Source organism: Bdellovibrio bacteriovorus (assembly GCF_025558485.1).
In the GTDB taxonomy this organism is placed as follows: domain Bacteria; phylum Bdellovibrionota; class Bdellovibrionia; order Bdellovibrionales; family Bdellovibrionaceae; genus Bdellovibrio; species Bdellovibrio bacteriovorus_G.
In genome coordinates this window covers 1761896-1777714 of sequence record NZ_CP102930.1, presented here as the reverse complement: position 1 = coordinate 1777714, position 15819 = coordinate 1761896, and the positions used below count along the sequence as shown (strand labels likewise).

Here is a 15819-nt window from a genome sequence, read left to right as displayed (position 1 = left end):
TGGACTGTCTGGCTTTTTCGGATTATTAAGACCTCTCGAAATATGAAGGAGCCCTATGTCAGCCGCTCGTACGATCTACCACATGAGAGTCACAGAGATCATCGACCACACGCCCACAGTCCGGGAACTGGTCCTTAAAACGGAGACTCCCAATGAATTCGGCTTCAAAGCCGGCCAATTCGTCATGCTTCATGTACCTCAAGGGGAAGCAAAGCCGGCTTTGCGTGCATATTCCATCGCCTCCGATGACCGCACTAAGGATGGCTTCCGTCTTTTGTTCAAGTTTGTTGAAAATGGCTTGGCCTCGACTTTTGTTTGGCAATTAAAAGGCGGAGAGCTTTTGAACTTCACCGGCCCGTTCGGAAAAGTCTTCTTCCAAGAACCACCAACAGAGCAAATCGTCTTCCTGAACACTGGAACAGGTTTGTCTCAACATATCTGCTATTTGCTTTCCAAAAAAGAACAGTATCCAAATCTGCGCTACAGAATGCTGTTCGGCGTGCGCACAGAAAAGGACATGTACTATCAAAAAGAAATCGAAGTTCTGGAAAAAGAACTGCCTGATTTCAAATTTGAATTTGTTCTAAGCCGCCCACAAGACGACTGGAAGGGCAAGAAGGGTTACGTTCAAAACTTTATTTCTGAATTTGACTATAAGAACATTCCAACCACGTTCTACCTGTGCGGTAACGGCGGGATGATCAAGGAAGTAAAACATCAGCTTCTGGAAGTTGATGGCTTTGATAAAACCAAAATCTGGGCAGAGGCGTTTGACTAAAAATCGCGCCGCCTTAGAATTGATTTTTGCCGGAATCCTGTGGGGCTTCGGCTTTGTCGCCACTGTGTGGGCGCTGGAAGCTTTTACTCCTGTTGAAACTCTTTTTCTGCGTTTTGTAATTGCAGGAATCGTCGGCGAAATTCTGTATCTGGCTATCAAAGGCCCCAACTTCACCAGCCTGCGCGAGGAACTGACCCGCGCCCTGCCCGCCGGACTTCTTTTGGGGGGAATGCTTTTACTGCAAACCATCGGATTAAAATACACCACGGCCACCAAGAGCGGTTTTTTGACGGCTCTGTATGTGATTATGGTGCCGCTGTTCAATGCGTGGTTCTTTAAGACTCAAAGTTCTTGGCGTCAGTATGCTTTAACCGTACTGGCATTGGTGGGGACTTTTATTCTGGTTGGTGGCCATATTGACAACATCAACACCGGGGACCTGTGGACCTTGGGATGCGCGGTGTTTGCAACCTTTCATATCATCTATATCGGGCGCATTTCCAACCGTGTGGGCAATGCCTTTCGCTTTAACAACTTCCAATCGCTGTGGTGCTTGCTGGCGTTGACTCCGTTGTTGTTATCGCAGGATCAAATGTTTGTGGGCACACCGACAGCCAAACCCTGGCTTGGGGTTCTGTGTCTGGGACTGGGTTCCAGCATCATCGCCTTTTATCTGCAAATCAGAACGCAGAAGATTCTTTCCGATTCCACCGCGAGCATGATCTTCCTGCTGGAATCCCCGTTCGCGGCGATGTTCGGCTTTATGATTCTGAACGAAAGACTTTCCCCACTGCAAATTTCCGGCGCCGTCCTTATCATGACCGCTTCGGTCCTACAGATCCTGTGGGACCCGTCCAAAAAAGAAACCTAAGAAGCTTCTATGTTGCCTTTTTTTAGGGACCATAGGAATGACGTCAGGATGATGACCCCGCCACTCAGTCCTGTGAACCATTCAGGAATGTGCAAGAATGGATCTGCCAGCATAATCATGGATAGCAAACCGATAGCATAGAAAGCCCCGTGTTCCAGGAACGCAAACTTGGTCAGGGCTTCTTTTTCCACAAACATAATTGTCAAACTACGCACGAAGAAAGCGCCGATACTGAGACCGATCATGATAATGAACAGATTGTGCGTGATCGCGAAGGCCCCGACAACACCGTCGAAGCTGAAGGACGCATCCAGAACTTCCAGATACAGGAACATCCCCGCACTGGCTTTGTGCACATCGTGCATTTGTTCGTCAGACGCTTCCAACCAGGAACCAATACCGTCCACGATCACATAAGTGATCAAACCGGCCATACCTGCCATCAGGAATGGCAAAGCTTCTTCTTTGGGCAGGAAGTGTGTGATCAGAATCAGAATGATCAAGCTTAAGCAGACCTCAATCGCTTCGACTTTGCTGCCGATATAACGAGTGGGTCTTTCGATGAACGGAATCCAGTGCAATTCCTTGCTGCCGTCATAGAAGTACTTCAGCGCCACCATCAACAAGAAGCTTCCACCGAAAGCGGCCACTTGAAGATGTGCATCCAGCATCATTTTGGCATAATCATCCGGCTTTGTCGCCGCGATCACCAATGCTTCCCACGGGTTCACGTCGGCCATAAAGGTCACGATCAGCAACGGGAACACCAAACGCATTCCAAAAACCGCGATAATCATACCCCAAGTCAGGAAGCGATGCCGCCACACCGGAGTCATTTCCTTCAAAACCACGGCGTTCACAATCGCATTATCAAAGGACAATGACACTTCAAGAATCGCCAGAATGGATGCAATAAAAAGAGCCTGAAGTCCGGCGGTCACTGTGCCACCGTAGTAGTGACCGACAAAGTAGGACGCAATCAGACCGATGATTGTAAAGACGAAGGAACCTGTAAAGTATTTCATTCTGACAGATTTCACCGATTCCGCCCTAAGAATCAAGGGCGGTCGTTGAAGACATGGCTTGTCAAAAAAGACGTGAGCCTTATTTCAAGAGAGGCTTCAGGAATTTGCCTGTTTCACTGGCAGTGATCTTGGCCACCTTTTCCGGAGTCCCCGTGGCCACGATATAACCGCCGCCCTTGCCTCCGTCAGGCCCTAGATCAATCACATGGTCGGAAGTTTTAACCACTTCCATATTGTGTTCGATCACCAGCACGGTGTTCCCTTGATCAGCCAGCTCCTGAATCAGCTCTACCAGTTTGCGAACATCATCAAAGTGCAGACCGGTTGTCGGCTCGTCTAAAATGTATAAAGTCTTACCTGTTCCGCGACGGGACAGTTCTTTGGAAAGCTTCACTCGCTGGGCTTCACCACCGGACAGCGTTGTTGAGCTTTGTCCCAGGGTCATATAGTCCAAGCCCACACGATGCAAAGTTTCAAGCTTGCGATAAATCTGGGAATGGTTTCTGAAAAACTCCAGGGCCTCGCCCACACTCATTTCCAGAACATCGGCGATGGATTTGTTTTTGTATTTTACGTTCAGGGTCTCGCGATTGTATCTGCGCCCCTGACAGGTATCACAGGTCACAAAGACGTCGCTAAGGAAGTGCATTTCCATACGGATCTGCCCGTGGCCCATGCACGTTTCACAGCGCCCGCCTTTGACATTAAAGCTGAAACGGCCCGGTTCATAACCACGCAGTTTTGAATCCGGCAAATTCGCAAACAGGTCGCGAATCATCGGGAACAGGCCCACATAAGTCGCCGGTGTTGAACGCGGAGTTCGGCCAATCGGTTTTTGATTGATATCAATGACTTTGTCGATGTGCTCAAGGCCTTGAATCTTTTTGTAAGGCGACGGTTGCGCCAGTGCCTTGTAAAAATGCTGCGCCAAAATTTTGTAGAGCGTATCAATGATCAGCGTACTTTTGCCAGAGCCCGAAACACCCGTCACCGTAGTGAAGGTCCCCAGGGGAATTTCCAGATCCACGTTGTGCAGATTGTTTCCGCTGGCTCCTAGCAATTTCAGCACCTGACCGTTGCCTTTGCGGCGCTCTTTTGGGACAGGGATGCGGATTTCTCCGCTTAGATATTTCCCCGTCAAAGAATTCGGATTGGCAGCCAGTTCATCCGGCGTGCCCTGCGCCATTTTTTCGCCACCCAGAATCCCCGCGCGCGGGCCCAAGTCCACCACAAAATCAGCATAGCGAATGGTGTCTTCGTCGTGCTCTACCAACAAGATGGTGTTCCCACGATCTTTCAGTTCACCGATAATATCCAGCAAGCGGTGATGATCACGTGGATGCAAGCCAATACTTGGTTCATCCATCACGTACAGACAACCGATCAAGGCCGAACCGACCTGTGTCGCCAGACGAATGCGCTGAGCTTCCCCACCAGACAGTGTGCGCGAAGGACGACTGAGTGACAGATACCCTGTCCCCACGCGAATCAGATAATCCAAGCGCGCCAGAATTTGTTTTACGATTTTTTCGGCAATCAACTGGTCTTTGGCTTTCCACTCCAGTTGCGCCACCCAATCGCGCAGTTCCACCGCCCCCATATCAGACAACTCTGCGATGGTTTTTCCGCCCAGACGGATGTTCAAGGCTTCCTGTTTCAAACGGCTGCCATGACAATCCGGGCAGTCGTTCAGAACCATTTCTTCGCCTTCTTCATCGTCCTCGTCAGAGGTTTTTTTGCCTTTGTATTTGTAAACGACTTTGTCCAGTTTTTTACCACCGACTTCGCCGTCAGAGAATTGTTCTTCTTCTTCCAGATCAATCGTGCCCAAGCCGTTGCACGTTGGGCAGGCTCCGCGAGGATTGTTGAAACTGAAAAGTCGGGGTTCGATTTCCGGGAAACTGAAACCACATTCAGGGCATGCCGAATGAAGCGAGTAAGAAACACGCTCCCCGTCCAGGGTTTCAATCATCACGCGGCCATTGGCCATGGACAGAGCCGTGTTGATGCTTTCAGCAAGACGCAGTTTCATGCTGTCTTTTAAAATCAACTGATCAATCACCAGATCAATATCGTGACTTTTGGTTTTGGCAAGCTTGGTGGCTTTGTCCAGGTCGATCATTTTTCCATCGACCTTGGCTTTGACAAAACCTTTCTTCGCCCAGCGCTGGAATTCGGCTAAGAACTCCCCTTTTTTCCCGGACGCCATCGGAGCCAGAACATAGAACTTAGTCCCCTGGCTTTTCTTGAAGACTTCTTCGATAATCTGCTGCGGGGTCTGACTGGTCACCGGGATGTGGTGAATAGGACATTCAGGGATTCCGAGCTTGGCATAAAGCAAGCGCAGGTTCGGCTAAGAACTCCCCTTTTTTCCCGGACGCCATCGGAGCCAGAACGTAAAACTTAGTCCCCTGGCTTTTCTTGAAGACTTCCTCAATGATCTGCTGCGGGGTCTGACTGGTCACCGGAATGTGATGAATAGGACATTCAGGGATTCCGAGCTTGGCATAAAGCAAGCGCAGGTAATCGTAGATTTCCGTCACCGTGCCCACGGTCGAACGCGGATTGGTCCCGACAGATTTCTGATCAATCGCAATCGCCGGAGAAAGCCCGGTGATGGAATCCACTTCCGGTTTTTTCAGTTGTTCAAGGAAGTTTCGCGCATAGGCGGAAAGACTTTCCACATAACGTCTTTGCCCTTCGGCATAGACCGTATCAAAAGCCAACGAGGACTTTCCACTGCCACTCAACCCCGTAAACACGGTGATCTTGTTGCGAGGGATAGTGACACTCACATCCTTGAGGTTATGCTCTTTTGCGCCCTTAACTACGATTCCATCTTCAGCATGCGACATAGCCCCTCATTCTATGCCCCTCCCCGAAAGAAGAAAAGGTGCCTGGTGATTTTTTACGTCTATTGTGCGTCATTAAACACATAACGCAATGTAGATGTAAAAAATCACCAGGCACCTTTTAGAGGCCGAAGCCGCATTTGGATTTTAGGTAGGCGTCAAAATCGGAGTCTGAGAAGTATTTGAAATGGGCGGCGGAGGACTGACGTTGATCAGGCCACAGGTCTTTGGTGGGGACCCTGCACGTGCGCCCTTGTTTGGTGATTGTGGCGGTTCCGTTTTTCTGCAAGCGAGGCTCGTCCCCGCGAGCATCGACTCGCACCACGACGCCCGTTCCGCGATAGGTTACTTTCGGAGGGTCAAGCTTTGTACCGCCCCTGGTGATCGGACCGTCTTCGCTCATAACCCCGCCGATCACTTCGCGGGTTTGTGCATTGAAAGTCACCGTTTCACCCGTTGGCAGGGTCACAATTTGTTTGTTTCCTTCAACCCGGATGTGCGGCAGCGTTTTGCGCGGAAACACCATCATATAAGTTTCCTGAATCTGACTTAACGTGGAATTCGGGGAATCACTGATATAGAAGCCCAGATCCTGCCGGGCCCCGCCCTCGTATTCAAAGGTCCAAATACGATCCCGGTTTTCAGCCTTGGCCGGAACAATACGATTCGGGCCACGATTAAAGAGCTTAAACTTACTTTCTGCTGGATCACCCTGATTTGTACAGGAATCATAAGAGCCTACAGTTCGACATGTCACCGGACGAACACCGTAGGGATTAATTGTGCGAGTCGGAGAACGCAATGTCGGCGCATCGGCCGAAGGCTTTCCGACAAATTGGCTGATCTTAGGAGTGACAGCATCCGACTGTTTCACATCACGGGAATAAAGTTTTGAAACTTCACAGTCACGGCAAGGTCCGCCGGGCTGAGCTTGCTCTTTCACAGCCTTGTTGCCCTCTTGAATCTGACGGGTCACTTCGGCAGCAGTTTCTTTTTTCTCTTTTTCCTGAGCACCGGCTGGAATTCTTAAGGCTTCCGTCTTGCGAGTGGTGCGCACACGCTCGGCTTTTTCAACTTCTTTGGTGGTTTTATTCCGAGCTTCGGCCGGCTCGTTTTCATAGAGCTTCATGCCGGGATTGGAAGGATTGTAATAGACCCAGGCCTTTTCGCCTTTTTGTTTGCCATCAAGCACTTCAACACTGAGCCCGTATTTGCCAGAGCTGAACTTCTTCACTTCCTGAATTTTAGCCTTAGTACCCGGAGGCAAAACGAAACGCACATTGCGCGTGGATTTTAGAAAGTTGGCGGAATAACGGGCATTAAAGTAGCCTTCAAGCTCAATAAGCCCGCCACTGCTAATACCCAAAAAAAGAGGCGCCAGGAAAATAACTCCCCACCTTTTCAAAGCCAACTTCATATAAGTCGTATCGGCCGCACCAAAACAAGACTTAATGAATTCCCAAAGACATTAATATTTTAAATGAATGATGAAACACAATCGAACAATTCTAAGGTCGAGAAAGGATGTCAAAAATGTCCCAGTGCGAATGAGGTCTTTCCACTATCCGACCAGAGATAGAGCTGGTCAAAAAGGCTCAAATGCAAGGCGGAGGGTCTTCTCCGCAGCGGAGGCGTGCTCTAAGCACGTCGGAGAGAAGGAGAAGGCCCGACAACGCAGTCAGTTGGGCCTTTTTCACCAGCTCTATAGGCTTTTGGCTTGGCATGCTGGACAGACGCCGTACAGCTCCAAAATATGATGAGTCAGTTTAAACCCAAACTGATTAGCCACTTTTTCCTGAAGGCCTTCGATCGCTTTGTTTTCAAACTCGCAGATCTTACCGCACTTCACGCAAGTCAAATGGTCGTGGTGACCTTTCGGAGTCAGTTCATAGCGCGCAGGCAAACCGCCCATGCGCACTTCCGTCACAAAAGCACCCTCTGTCAGAGTGCGCAGGAAGCGATACACCGTCGCAAAACCAATATCAGGATGTTCTTTGTTCAGCTTTTCGTAAAGCTCTTGAGCTGTGACGTGACGACGACCTTCATGCAGAGCTTTCAAAATCGCCATACGCTGGCTGGTGACCTTCAGATTCAACGCACGGATAATGCGTTTAAGCTCCGCCTCGTCAAACTGATCGGAATGAACGATAATATCGTCGTCATGTTGGCGCGGAAGGAATGGAACAGAATCTTTACCCATAATATGGTCACCTCAGGCCCCTAGTTATAGGTGAGCCCCCTAGATAAGTCCACACAATTAAGAATCATTATCAATTGATTTGCGCTAGCCTTGCTTTTTCTGAAGAAAACTAAAAACTACGTAGTTTCAAGCCCTTAGAAATGTGAGAAACCGCATTATGTGGGTGCAGGCTTTCCACATGGCTGAATTCAGCCACATAGTCCAAGATCGCAGGCTTGGCATCCAAGGCATCCTTCACCCGGCGAGCAGCATCTTCACAGAACATCAGGTTCTGACCGTTACGAAGAGCGAACTCCTGCTCGTCTTCGCGTTTAACGGCCCCTTGCACGGCCGTTTGCAAAGCCTCCTCCACCACGTCGATCAGGTCGCCGTACTGGAAGTCAGGACCGACTTCGGCTTTCACACGGGCAAAACTGCGCTGAGCATGCGGCGTCGCCACAATCCCCTGCGGAGTTCCCAACCACGCATGCACAATATCAAAATCCAAAGTCTGATCGGAAGAGAACTGCTGTTTGAAACCATCCTGAATCAACTGACGGGACAGCGCCGCAGAAGCAGGACAAGTGCTGGAGTAAGTCACAATCACTTCGGCAAAGTGGCTGATTTTGCCATTTTCATTAAAGGCTGACAGCACCACGGGATAAGAGCGCCATGCCTGGTTGCTGCTTTTCAGCGCTTTACGCACCAGTGGAGCCTCGAACTGCACCTGCACCAACGCGCGAGAGGAAAGGTCTTCATGAGTGCGCAGGAATTCAGAAGTGACATTGCCCAAAAGGCCCAGAGTCAGTTCAGACTTGGTCATCATTTCCTGAGACAGCAAATACAAGCGTGACATGTGAATGCCACGGGAAGGTTTTTTATCAAGACTGACTTTGGCATCGACTCGGGCCGGGATACGATACTGGCCATCGGCCTGCTTCAGGATCACAGGAAGCTCAATCGCTCCCATCCCCACCCAGTCAATCGGGGCAAATCGTTCGGCATGAGTTTCTTTGGCTACGTCAGGAAGAGTTTGTTTCGTCATAAGCTTATATCCAATTCCCCCTCTTCTTAGCGCAATTTCCTGCAAATGGCTCTCACTTTCACCCTTGATGATATTGTCAATTACTGCACGTAGCTGTTCTTTACGGTCCATTTTAATTCCTTATTGACTTACGAACCCCCTGTTCAATGTCTTTGAATGTGGAGGAACTTTGGAAATGTTCCAGCGTGCGTTTGTTTTCAGTTTTGATTGATTTGCGAATCGTTCCAGACTTCCTGCAAATGGACCACATCGCACTTGGGAATTCCCTGTAACAGACCGGTCATACGCTCTGTTCGGCCTTCAATATCCTTGGCATAAATAGGACCGTAAGCATTGAAGTTTTGCAGACAGAAGCGTGGTGGGCGCGGGTCCGGCGACCAGTAGCTTTCCGCAAAAGCCTGAGCGGACATCAATAAGGCGCCTCCAAGAATCAATGCTTTCAATTTCATACGACACCCTCGTAGGTTGTGCTGCAATTAAAGGAATCCACGTATTTCAAAGCAAAGCCAATGCCCGCCTAAAAATCACCAAGGTCCCAATAGGGCCCTCAAGGGTGTCTAGAAGATCGACACCGGGCCTCGCATTGTCAGTTCATTAAAGAGTCAAAAGAATGTCCTGAGAGCTCAGGCGAACTTGAATATCCTGTAGCAGGCTGCCGGATTCCAGAAGGTGGCCCTTGCTCAGGCCGATTTTACTTAGAAGATCTTCAAGCCCCGAGGCGTTTTGCAGGGACTTCATAATCTTGAAGCCTTCATGCTGAAGATCGATGTCACAAGATTCGGCACGAAGCCAGGTCAGCCCCACACGCACCAGCTCAAACTCCCCACCCACTGGCAGAAGTTCCAGATAATGGGCATAGGTCCAACGAACACCTGTGGGTGCATCAGACAAATTCCAAGACAAGCACAAGCCGCGCTCTTCCCTTAGCACCAGACTGTGCAGTTGCACATCACAAGAGGCCGCCTTCGCGATCAATTCAGCACGGAAAGAATTCACCAAATCATGAAGATTTGACCAGTCCTTCTGTTCTGCTGCCGTTTTGAGTTCAGCCAGCCAGCCATCCACTAACATCAGATTGACGCTCATGCCCGACAGCGGATCAATCTTTCCATCCTGGCGTGCAAAGCCTGCGGCCAGATGAAATAGAAAACCCCGTCGTGATGACGGGGTTTTCTGCAAGATGATTCGAATGGGAATCTCTCTTACGAATTGCAGCATTTAGTTCAACTGCAATGCTTGAGTGTTCATGGTGACGTGTGATTTAGAGCGGAACTGATTGATCCACGCTTCAAACATACCGTCGCCACGACGCTTTTGAACCATTTCAACAGACATTGGCTCCAAAGTGGTTTTGACCTCTTCAACTTTGGATTCTTTCAACTTCAATACGTACTTCGCATTGCCGTCACGAACCAGACGCTTCAAAAGAGGCTCTGCCTTAGTCAGCTCAAAGACGGCTTCTGTTGCCACAGAACTGGTGATTTTTGGGAAAGTCTCGGAATCCAAAGACACCAGACCTGTTTCTTCCCAAGTCGCCTTCAATTCTTTCAACTGTGCGTTAACAGCAGCTTCATCACCTTTAACCAAAGCTTCATCCAGAGCTTTGATAGCCGCTTCAGCTTTTTCTTTGGTCAGGGCCTTACTGGCCGCTTCAGAATCAATTTTCACGAAAGTAACGTTGATTTTAGAACCACGGATGTCGTGCATCTTTTTCAGCTCCACCGCCGTCGGCTGAGTCACCAGCTCAAACAGTGAACGTGTGCGAACATTGGCAATGTCCTTACGGATCTTGTCTTCAAAGTTCGCCGGATTCGCACGAGTGGATTCCAGATAACGAGTGTAGAATTCTCTCTGGAACTGACCGTTTTGCTGGAAGAATGGAATGTCTTTTACGATAAAGTCGCGAACTTCCGCGTCTGTCGTCAAAATGCCGTTTTTTTCAGCAGCCTGGGACACAAGCTCCATACGCACAAGATTTTCCAAAGCCTGCTGGCGCAATAGTTGACGCTGAGAGCTAAAGTCCATCTGATCTCCGAACAGGTTTTTATAGTACTGTTGGATACGATTTTCTTCATTTTGGAAATCAGCCACAGAGATCAACGTGTTGTTTACACGTGCCACGGAACCGATTCCTGCGCCCATCTGACCGGGCATCCCGAAGAAGACAAAAACCATAATGATAGCTCCGAAAACCATCATTGCGGTGACGCTTTTCGCGGAGAGCTTTCTCTTCATCTTATCTGCCATACTGTCGCTCATAACTTCATCCTTCCTGAAACGAACTTCAAAAACGCCGATTCATTACCCAACTATTTTTATTTTTTTTCAAGGGGAAATTGTTGAATTCCCTTAAGCTTTTGACTAGCGTTGGAAATATTAGACAGGGACGCACCAAAAAACCGTCCCCATCCATACTGCAACAAAGAGGAACCGGTTTTGAATTTCTTCAACTTTGATCTCAAGAAACTTGTGATGATAGGGATTGTTTTGGCCTTGCCGCTTATTTCTATCAACATGCAGCAGCGTCCGCAGGAATCCAACTGGTTGGTCAAGCCCTTCAGCCTTCTTGGAAGTGTGGTGTCAGAAACCTTCTATGGCTTTAGTTCCGGCGTCAAAGGCACGACGGCCATGTACCTTGATCTGATCAATATCAAAAAGCATAGCGAGCACCTGACCAGCACCAACAACGAATTACAGGCCCGTTTGGAGAAAATGAACGAGCTTTTGATCGAAAATGACCGCCTGCGCGGACTTTTGGCGTTCAAAGAACAAACCAAGATGTCCCTGACCTCTGCTCAGGTTATCGGACGCGATCTGGTGATCGATCACAACACCATCACCATCAACAAAGGCACTCAGGACGGTTTGAAAGCCGGTCAGGCCGTTATCACCACCGGTGGTGTTTTGGGTTACGTCTTTAAACCGGAGACCTTCACCGCCCACGTTATGCTGATCACCGACCGCTATGCGGTGGTGGATGGGATCGTGCAAAGAACCCGCGCTCACGGGATTGTGGAAGGCAAAAGCCAGTACAGCAGCACCCTGCAATTGAAATATGTGGAAAGAACGGAAGATGTTCAGGAAGGTGACTTGGTTGTCACAGGTGGCTTGGACAATATCTTCCCGAAAGGCTTCCCGGTGGCCGTGGTTGAATCCGTCGAAAAGAAAACGTTCAGTGTTTCTTTGAAAGTGGATCTGCGCCCGGTGGTGGACCCTTACAAAGTAGAAGAAGTGTTCATTGTTCTGCAAAGCAATAAAGAGGACTTTGGCGACAAGTACGCCCCTGCGGCTGCGACAACTGCTCCGACCGACGGTACCGCTGCCAGTGCAACAGAAGCCACCCCGACGGCGACTCCGACAGCCACACCGGCTGCAACAGCCAAGCCTCAGGAGAAAAGACAGTGAAGATCCGCTGGAATATCCTTCTGAATTTTTTGGTTTTCTTCGCGGTGCTGATGCTGGTTGCAGGCTTTCAAACCACATTCTGGTTTCAGCTTTTCGGGAATGTTCCGTCTCCGTTGCTGTGGCTGAATCTGGTTGTATATGTGATCCTTTATCGTAAACCGTTCCCGGCGATCTTCACGATTTACGCGATGGGCTTCATTTTGCTCACATTTACAGCCATGCCTTTGAAGATGATGTGGATCAGTCTCATCATTCTCTTTACCTTGGTCTATGGAATCAAAACCCGCGTCTTTTGGTCCGGCTCAGGATATTATACGATTATGTGTGCCTTCTCTGCCGTGGCTTATCACCTGATTTATTTCTTTACTTCGATGGTGATAGAGAAGACCCCTGCAAGCTTTGAGATTGTGGACCGACTGGTACAGATTGTTCTGACTCCTTCTTTTGCGTTTCCGATGTACTGGCTCCTGGCCAAGATCGACAAGATCACTCAGGACGAACTAATGCATGAGCCCGGAGGATTGGAACTATGAGTACCTATGTCAGTAATCCGGACGAGGCCAAGGAGTATCAGAGCCGATACAAGCTCTTTTACATCGCCATCGGTTTTGCCCTGACCGTTTTCACCATGCGCCTGTGGTATTTGCAGATTATTTCCGGAAATGAGCTGCGCGAGTTCTCGGAAAAGAATCGTATCAAGCAAAATAAAATCACCGCACCACGCGGATTGATGTTGGATCGTGATGGCAAAGTGCTGGTGGAAAATCTGCCGGGCTTTGAAGCCATCCTGTCCCCGCAATATATCGAAAGCCTTGATGAGCTGGCCAAAGCCGTCGGCCCTGTGCTGAGCATGGAACCGGAAAAGGTCATTCTGAAAGTACAAAAAAGCCGTCGTCAAAACGGTCCGTTTGCACAGATCCGTCTGAAGGAAAACCTGAGCCGTGAAGAGGTCTTCCGTCTGAAGCGCATGCGTCTGGACACGCCGGGTCTGGAGATCCGCGAATCCATCGTGCGCTTCTATCCCCTGCACGACAATGGCGCGCAGCTGTTTGGTTACGTCGGCGAGATTTCCAAACGTCAATTGCCCATCCTGAATGAACAATACAAAGGCGCACTGAAGTTTGATCAGGGTGACATCATCGGTAAAAGCGGTCTGGAAGAAACTCTGGAAAAAGACATCCGGGGTTCTGACGGCGTCAGCTTTATTCAGGTGGATGCCCACGGGCGTGAAGCCGTGACACAAACTCCAAATATTTACGGCGAAGAGATCAAGGACATGATTCCGGTTCACGGAAACAACGCCATCCTGACCATCGACCGTGATATTCAGGAAGTGGCCTTTAAATCCTTTATGAGCCTGAACCGTATCGGTGCCGTCGTGGCCATGAGAGCCAATGGGGAAATCCTGGCCTGGGTCAGCACTCCATCCTTTGACCCGAATGAGTTTTCCACTGGTATTTCCGCGCAAACCTGGTCCAAGCTGATCAATGATCCGTTCAAACCTTTGCGCAACAAAGTGATTCAGGATCACAACGCTCCGGGTTCGACGTTCAAACCACTGGTGGCTGTTCCCGCTTTGCAGGAAAAAGTCATCACACCGACGACCATCGTTTCCGCACCGGGCGTGTTCTACTTTGGCCGTCGCCCTTACCATGACCACTTAAAAGGCGGTCACGGGAACATCACCGTCTTTGAGGCTCTGGAAAGATCTTCCAACGTCTTCTTCTATAAGATGGGTATTGCTTTGGGCGTGGATAAAATGTTCGACTACATCAGCCTGCTGGGCATCGGTCAAAAAACCGGTATCGAACTGGCGCGTGAGGTTTCCGGAACCATGCCAAACTCTGCGTGGAAAAAAGCCACCGTGGGTGAAGAATGGCAGCCGGGAGAAAACCTTTCCACGGCTATCGGTCAGGGCTTCGTCACCGTCACACCGCTTTCCATGGCCGTGGCCTACAACGCCATTGGCACTGAGGGTAAAGTTGTAAAGCCCTTCCTGCTGCGCAAGATCATAGATCAGGATGGAAAAGTTCTGCGTGAAAACTTCCCGCAAGTGGTGCGTGATCTGCAACAAACTCAATCCAATGGCGTGCATATTTCACCGGACACATTTAAAACCGTCAAAGAAGGTCTAAGACGCGTGGCCAACGGTGACCGCGGAACTGCGAAACACTGGAAGGTTCCGGGCGTGCAGATGGCTGGTAAAACCGGAACGGCTCAGGTTATGGGCTTCTCGGCGGATCAGATCTATGCGAAATGTGAAAGCCGTCCGATTCATATGCGCCACCACGGCTGGTTTGTCGCGTTTGCTCCGGCGGATAATCCGGAAATCACGATTGCCGCTTTGGCGGAACACTCCTGTCATGGAGGGTCCGGTGCAGCCCCGATTGTACGCGATATCATTCAGGCTTATTTCACGAAGTATCACCCTGAGGTGATCGAAGCGGCTTTAAAAGCCAAGGGCGGCAAAAGAGCGCAGGCTCCGGTGATTGCGCCAGAAGTTGAAGGAGAATAAGAGTGCTGACCTCTTTGCATGTTGAAGAAAGAACTCTCTTCAAAAAATTAGACATCAATCTGATCATCGTCATTCTGGCCCTGAACGTGATCGGACTTATTAATCTGTGGAGCGCCACTCACGGCCCAACGACTCAGGATGTGGCCTCGCTGTTTATTTCCCAGATCATGTGGTTGGTTGTGGGATGGACGGTGTTTTTGGTGGTCACAATTGTCGATTATTCCATCGTGATGAGAATTGCGACGATCGCCTACGTCTTGAATCTGGGCGCCATTCTGTATGTGACCTTCTTTGGTAAGGTGGCTTTGGGGGCGCAGCGCTGGATTGATCTGGGTTTCTTCCGTTATCAGCCCTCTGAAACCATGAAGCTGGCATTGATTATGGTCATGGCAAAGATCCTTTCAACACGAACCACTTTTGGCCGTGGCATGGGCTTAAAAGAACTGGCCCTGCCATTGATCGCTCTGTTGATTCCTTTTGTTTTGGTTGTTGAACAACCGGATTTGGGAACTGCGATGATGTTGGCGGCCATCGGTGGTTCCATGATGATCTTTGCGAAAATCAGAAAGTCGATTCTGGCCACGATCATCGCTCTGGGCATCATTGCCCTGCCGATTGCGTGGCAGTTTGTTCTGCATGACTATCAGAAAAACCGTGTTTTGACCTTCCTGTCCCCGACCAGCGATCCTCGTGGCACCGGATACAATAGCATTCAGTCAAAAATCGCCGTGGGTTCCGGGCGCTTCTTTGGCAAGGGCTTTATGAAGGGAACTCAGTCCCAACTGGAATTCCTGCCGGAACGTCACACGGACTTTATTTATTCTGTATTAAGTGAAGAACATGGCTTTGTCGGCTCTATTGCCGTGATTGGCTTGTTCTGTTTCCTGTTTATCACAGGAATCCGCATTGCTTCCAATGCCCGCGATAAGTTTGGGGCTCTTTTGGCGGTGGGTGTGCTTTGTTATATCTTCTGGCACATGTTCGTAAATATTGGAATGGTGATCGGGTTGCTGCCTATCGTGGGGGTCCCGCTGCCGCTGCTGTCCTACGGCGGATCAAGCATGCTGACCACCATGGCAGGTCTGGGTCTGATATCGAGTGTGGCTTACCGCCGTTATCTTTTCTAGAATCATCCGACATTAAAAAAAC

General features: G+C 49.6%; 13 protein-coding genes and 1 pseudogene. 6 read left to right on the top strand and 8 right to left on the bottom strand.

All coding sequences use genetic code 11. The features are described 5' to 3' along the window. Positions 1-55: 55 nt before the first annotated feature. Together EZJ49_RS08795 and EZJ49_RS08790 are read left to right on the top strand one after the other, a co-directional pair. Complete coding sequence (locus EZJ49_RS08795) at positions 56-778, top strand: FAD-binding oxidoreductase (protein WP_262551675.1); 723 nt, start codon at positions 56-58, stop codon at positions 776-778. Then, positions 771-1649 (top strand): DMT family transporter, encoded by an 879-nt coding sequence (locus EZJ49_RS08790; protein WP_262551674.1) that lies wholly within the window; start codon positions 771-773, stop codon positions 1647-1649. Before EZJ49_RS08795 ends, EZJ49_RS08790 begins: the two co-directional genes overlap by 8 nt. Here the strand turns inward: EZJ49_RS08790 and EZJ49_RS08785 are convergent. The 8 genes and pseudogenes from EZJ49_RS08785 to EZJ49_RS08745 all read right to left on the bottom strand — a co-directional run bounded on the left by EZJ49_RS08785 (position 1646) and on the right by EZJ49_RS08745 (position 11009). Beyond that, a complete protein-coding gene (locus EZJ49_RS08785; protein WP_262551673.1) occupies positions 1646-2689 on the bottom strand; it encodes a DUF475 domain-containing protein in 1044 nt (347 codons plus the stop codon). The genes EZJ49_RS08790 and EZJ49_RS08785 overlap by 4 nt on opposite strands. A gap of 64 nt (positions 2690-2753) precedes the next feature. Next, positions 2754-5471 (bottom strand): annotated as a pseudogene (gene uvrA, locus EZJ49_RS08780) (excinuclease ABC subunit UvrA); the annotation flags it as partial. A 176-nt stretch (positions 5472-5647) separates the two neighbouring features. Beyond that, positions 5648-6931: a hypothetical protein gene (locus EZJ49_RS08770; protein WP_262551669.1), complete on the bottom strand. Its 1284-nt coding sequence runs from the start codon at positions 6929-6931 to the stop codon at positions 5648-5650. A gap of 297 nt (positions 6932-7228) precedes the next feature. Beyond that, on the bottom strand, positions 7229-7726 hold the full coding sequence (locus EZJ49_RS08765) for a Fur family transcriptional regulator (RefSeq protein ID WP_262551668.1): 498 nt from the start codon (positions 7724-7726) through the stop codon (positions 7229-7231). A gap of 109 nt (positions 7727-7835) precedes the next feature. Continuing rightward, positions 7836-8750 (bottom strand): GTP cyclohydrolase FolE2, encoded by a 915-nt coding sequence (gene folE2, locus EZJ49_RS08760; protein WP_262551666.1) that lies wholly within the window; start codon positions 8748-8750, stop codon positions 7836-7838. Between the two features lie 197 nt (positions 8751-8947). Continuing rightward, on the bottom strand, positions 8948-9199 hold the full coding sequence (locus EZJ49_RS08755) for a hypothetical protein (protein ID WP_262551665.1): 252 nt from the start codon (positions 9197-9199) through the stop codon (positions 8948-8950). 145 nt (positions 9200-9344) lie between these two features. Then, positions 9345-9968, bottom strand: coding sequence for a hypothetical protein (locus EZJ49_RS08750; RefSeq protein ID WP_262551664.1), 624 nt, complete (start codon positions 9966-9968; stop codon positions 9345-9347). Then, positions 9969-11009 carry a SurA N-terminal domain-containing protein gene (locus EZJ49_RS08745; protein WP_262551663.1) on the bottom strand — a complete coding sequence of 347 codons (1041 nt, stop codon included), beginning with the start codon at positions 11007-11009 and terminating at the stop codon, positions 9969-9971. 177 nt (positions 11010-11186) lie between these two features. Here EZJ49_RS08745 and mreC point away from each other — a divergent pair, with 177 nt between their 5' ends. The 4 genes from mreC to rodA are packed head-to-tail and all read left to right on the top strand — an operon-like array spanning position 11187 to position 15797. Then, positions 11187-12155 (top strand): rod shape-determining protein MreC, encoded by a 969-nt coding sequence (gene mreC, locus EZJ49_RS08740; protein WP_262551661.1) that lies wholly within the window; start codon positions 11187-11189, stop codon positions 12153-12155. Continuing rightward, entirely contained in the window at positions 12152-12688 is a 537-nt protein-coding gene (locus EZJ49_RS08735; protein WP_262551660.1) for a hypothetical protein, read from the top strand. The genes mreC and EZJ49_RS08735 overlap by 4 nt, the downstream gene beginning before the upstream one ends. Then, positions 12685-14670: a penicillin-binding protein 2 gene (mrdA, locus tag EZJ49_RS08730; RefSeq protein ID WP_262551658.1), complete on the top strand. Its 1986-nt coding sequence runs from the start codon at positions 12685-12687 to the stop codon at positions 14668-14670. The genes EZJ49_RS08735 and mrdA overlap by 4 nt, the downstream gene beginning before the upstream one ends. A 2-nt stretch (positions 14671-14672) precedes the next feature. Then, on the top strand, positions 14673-15797 hold the full coding sequence (rodA, locus tag EZJ49_RS08725; RefSeq protein ID WP_262551657.1) for a rod shape-determining protein RodA: 1125 nt from the start codon (positions 14673-14675) through the stop codon (positions 15795-15797). Positions 15798-15819: the final 22 nt, after the last annotated feature.

Excerpts from the sequence above, each read along its gene's own strand:
- EZJ49_RS08745 (WP_262551663.1), bottom strand. The coding sequence starts at position 11,009 with ATGAGCGACAGTATGGCAGATAAGATGAAGAGAAAGCTCTCCGCGAAA.
- EZJ49_RS08750 (WP_262551664.1), bottom strand. The coding sequence starts at position 9,968 with ATGCTGCAATTCGTAAGAGAGATTCCCATTCGAATCATCTTGCAGAAA.
- EZJ49_RS08755 (WP_262551665.1), bottom strand. The coding sequence starts at position 9,199 with ATGAAATTGAAAGCATTGATTCTTGGAGGCGCCTTATTGATGTCCGCT.
- EZJ49_RS08765 (WP_262551668.1), bottom strand. The coding sequence starts at position 7,726 with ATGGGTAAAGATTCTGTTCCATTCCTTCCGCGCCAACATGACGACGAT.
- mrdA (WP_262551658.1), top strand. The coding sequence starts at position 12,685 with ATGAGTACCTATGTCAGTAATCCGGACGAGGCCAAGGAGTATCAGAGC.
- folE2 (WP_262551666.1), bottom strand. The coding sequence starts at position 8,750 with ATGACGAAACAAACTCTTCCTGACGTAGCCAAAGAAACTCATGCCGAA.
- EZJ49_RS08795 (WP_262551675.1), top strand. The coding sequence starts at position 56 with ATGTCAGCCGCTCGTACGATCTACCACATGAGAGTCACAGAGATCATC.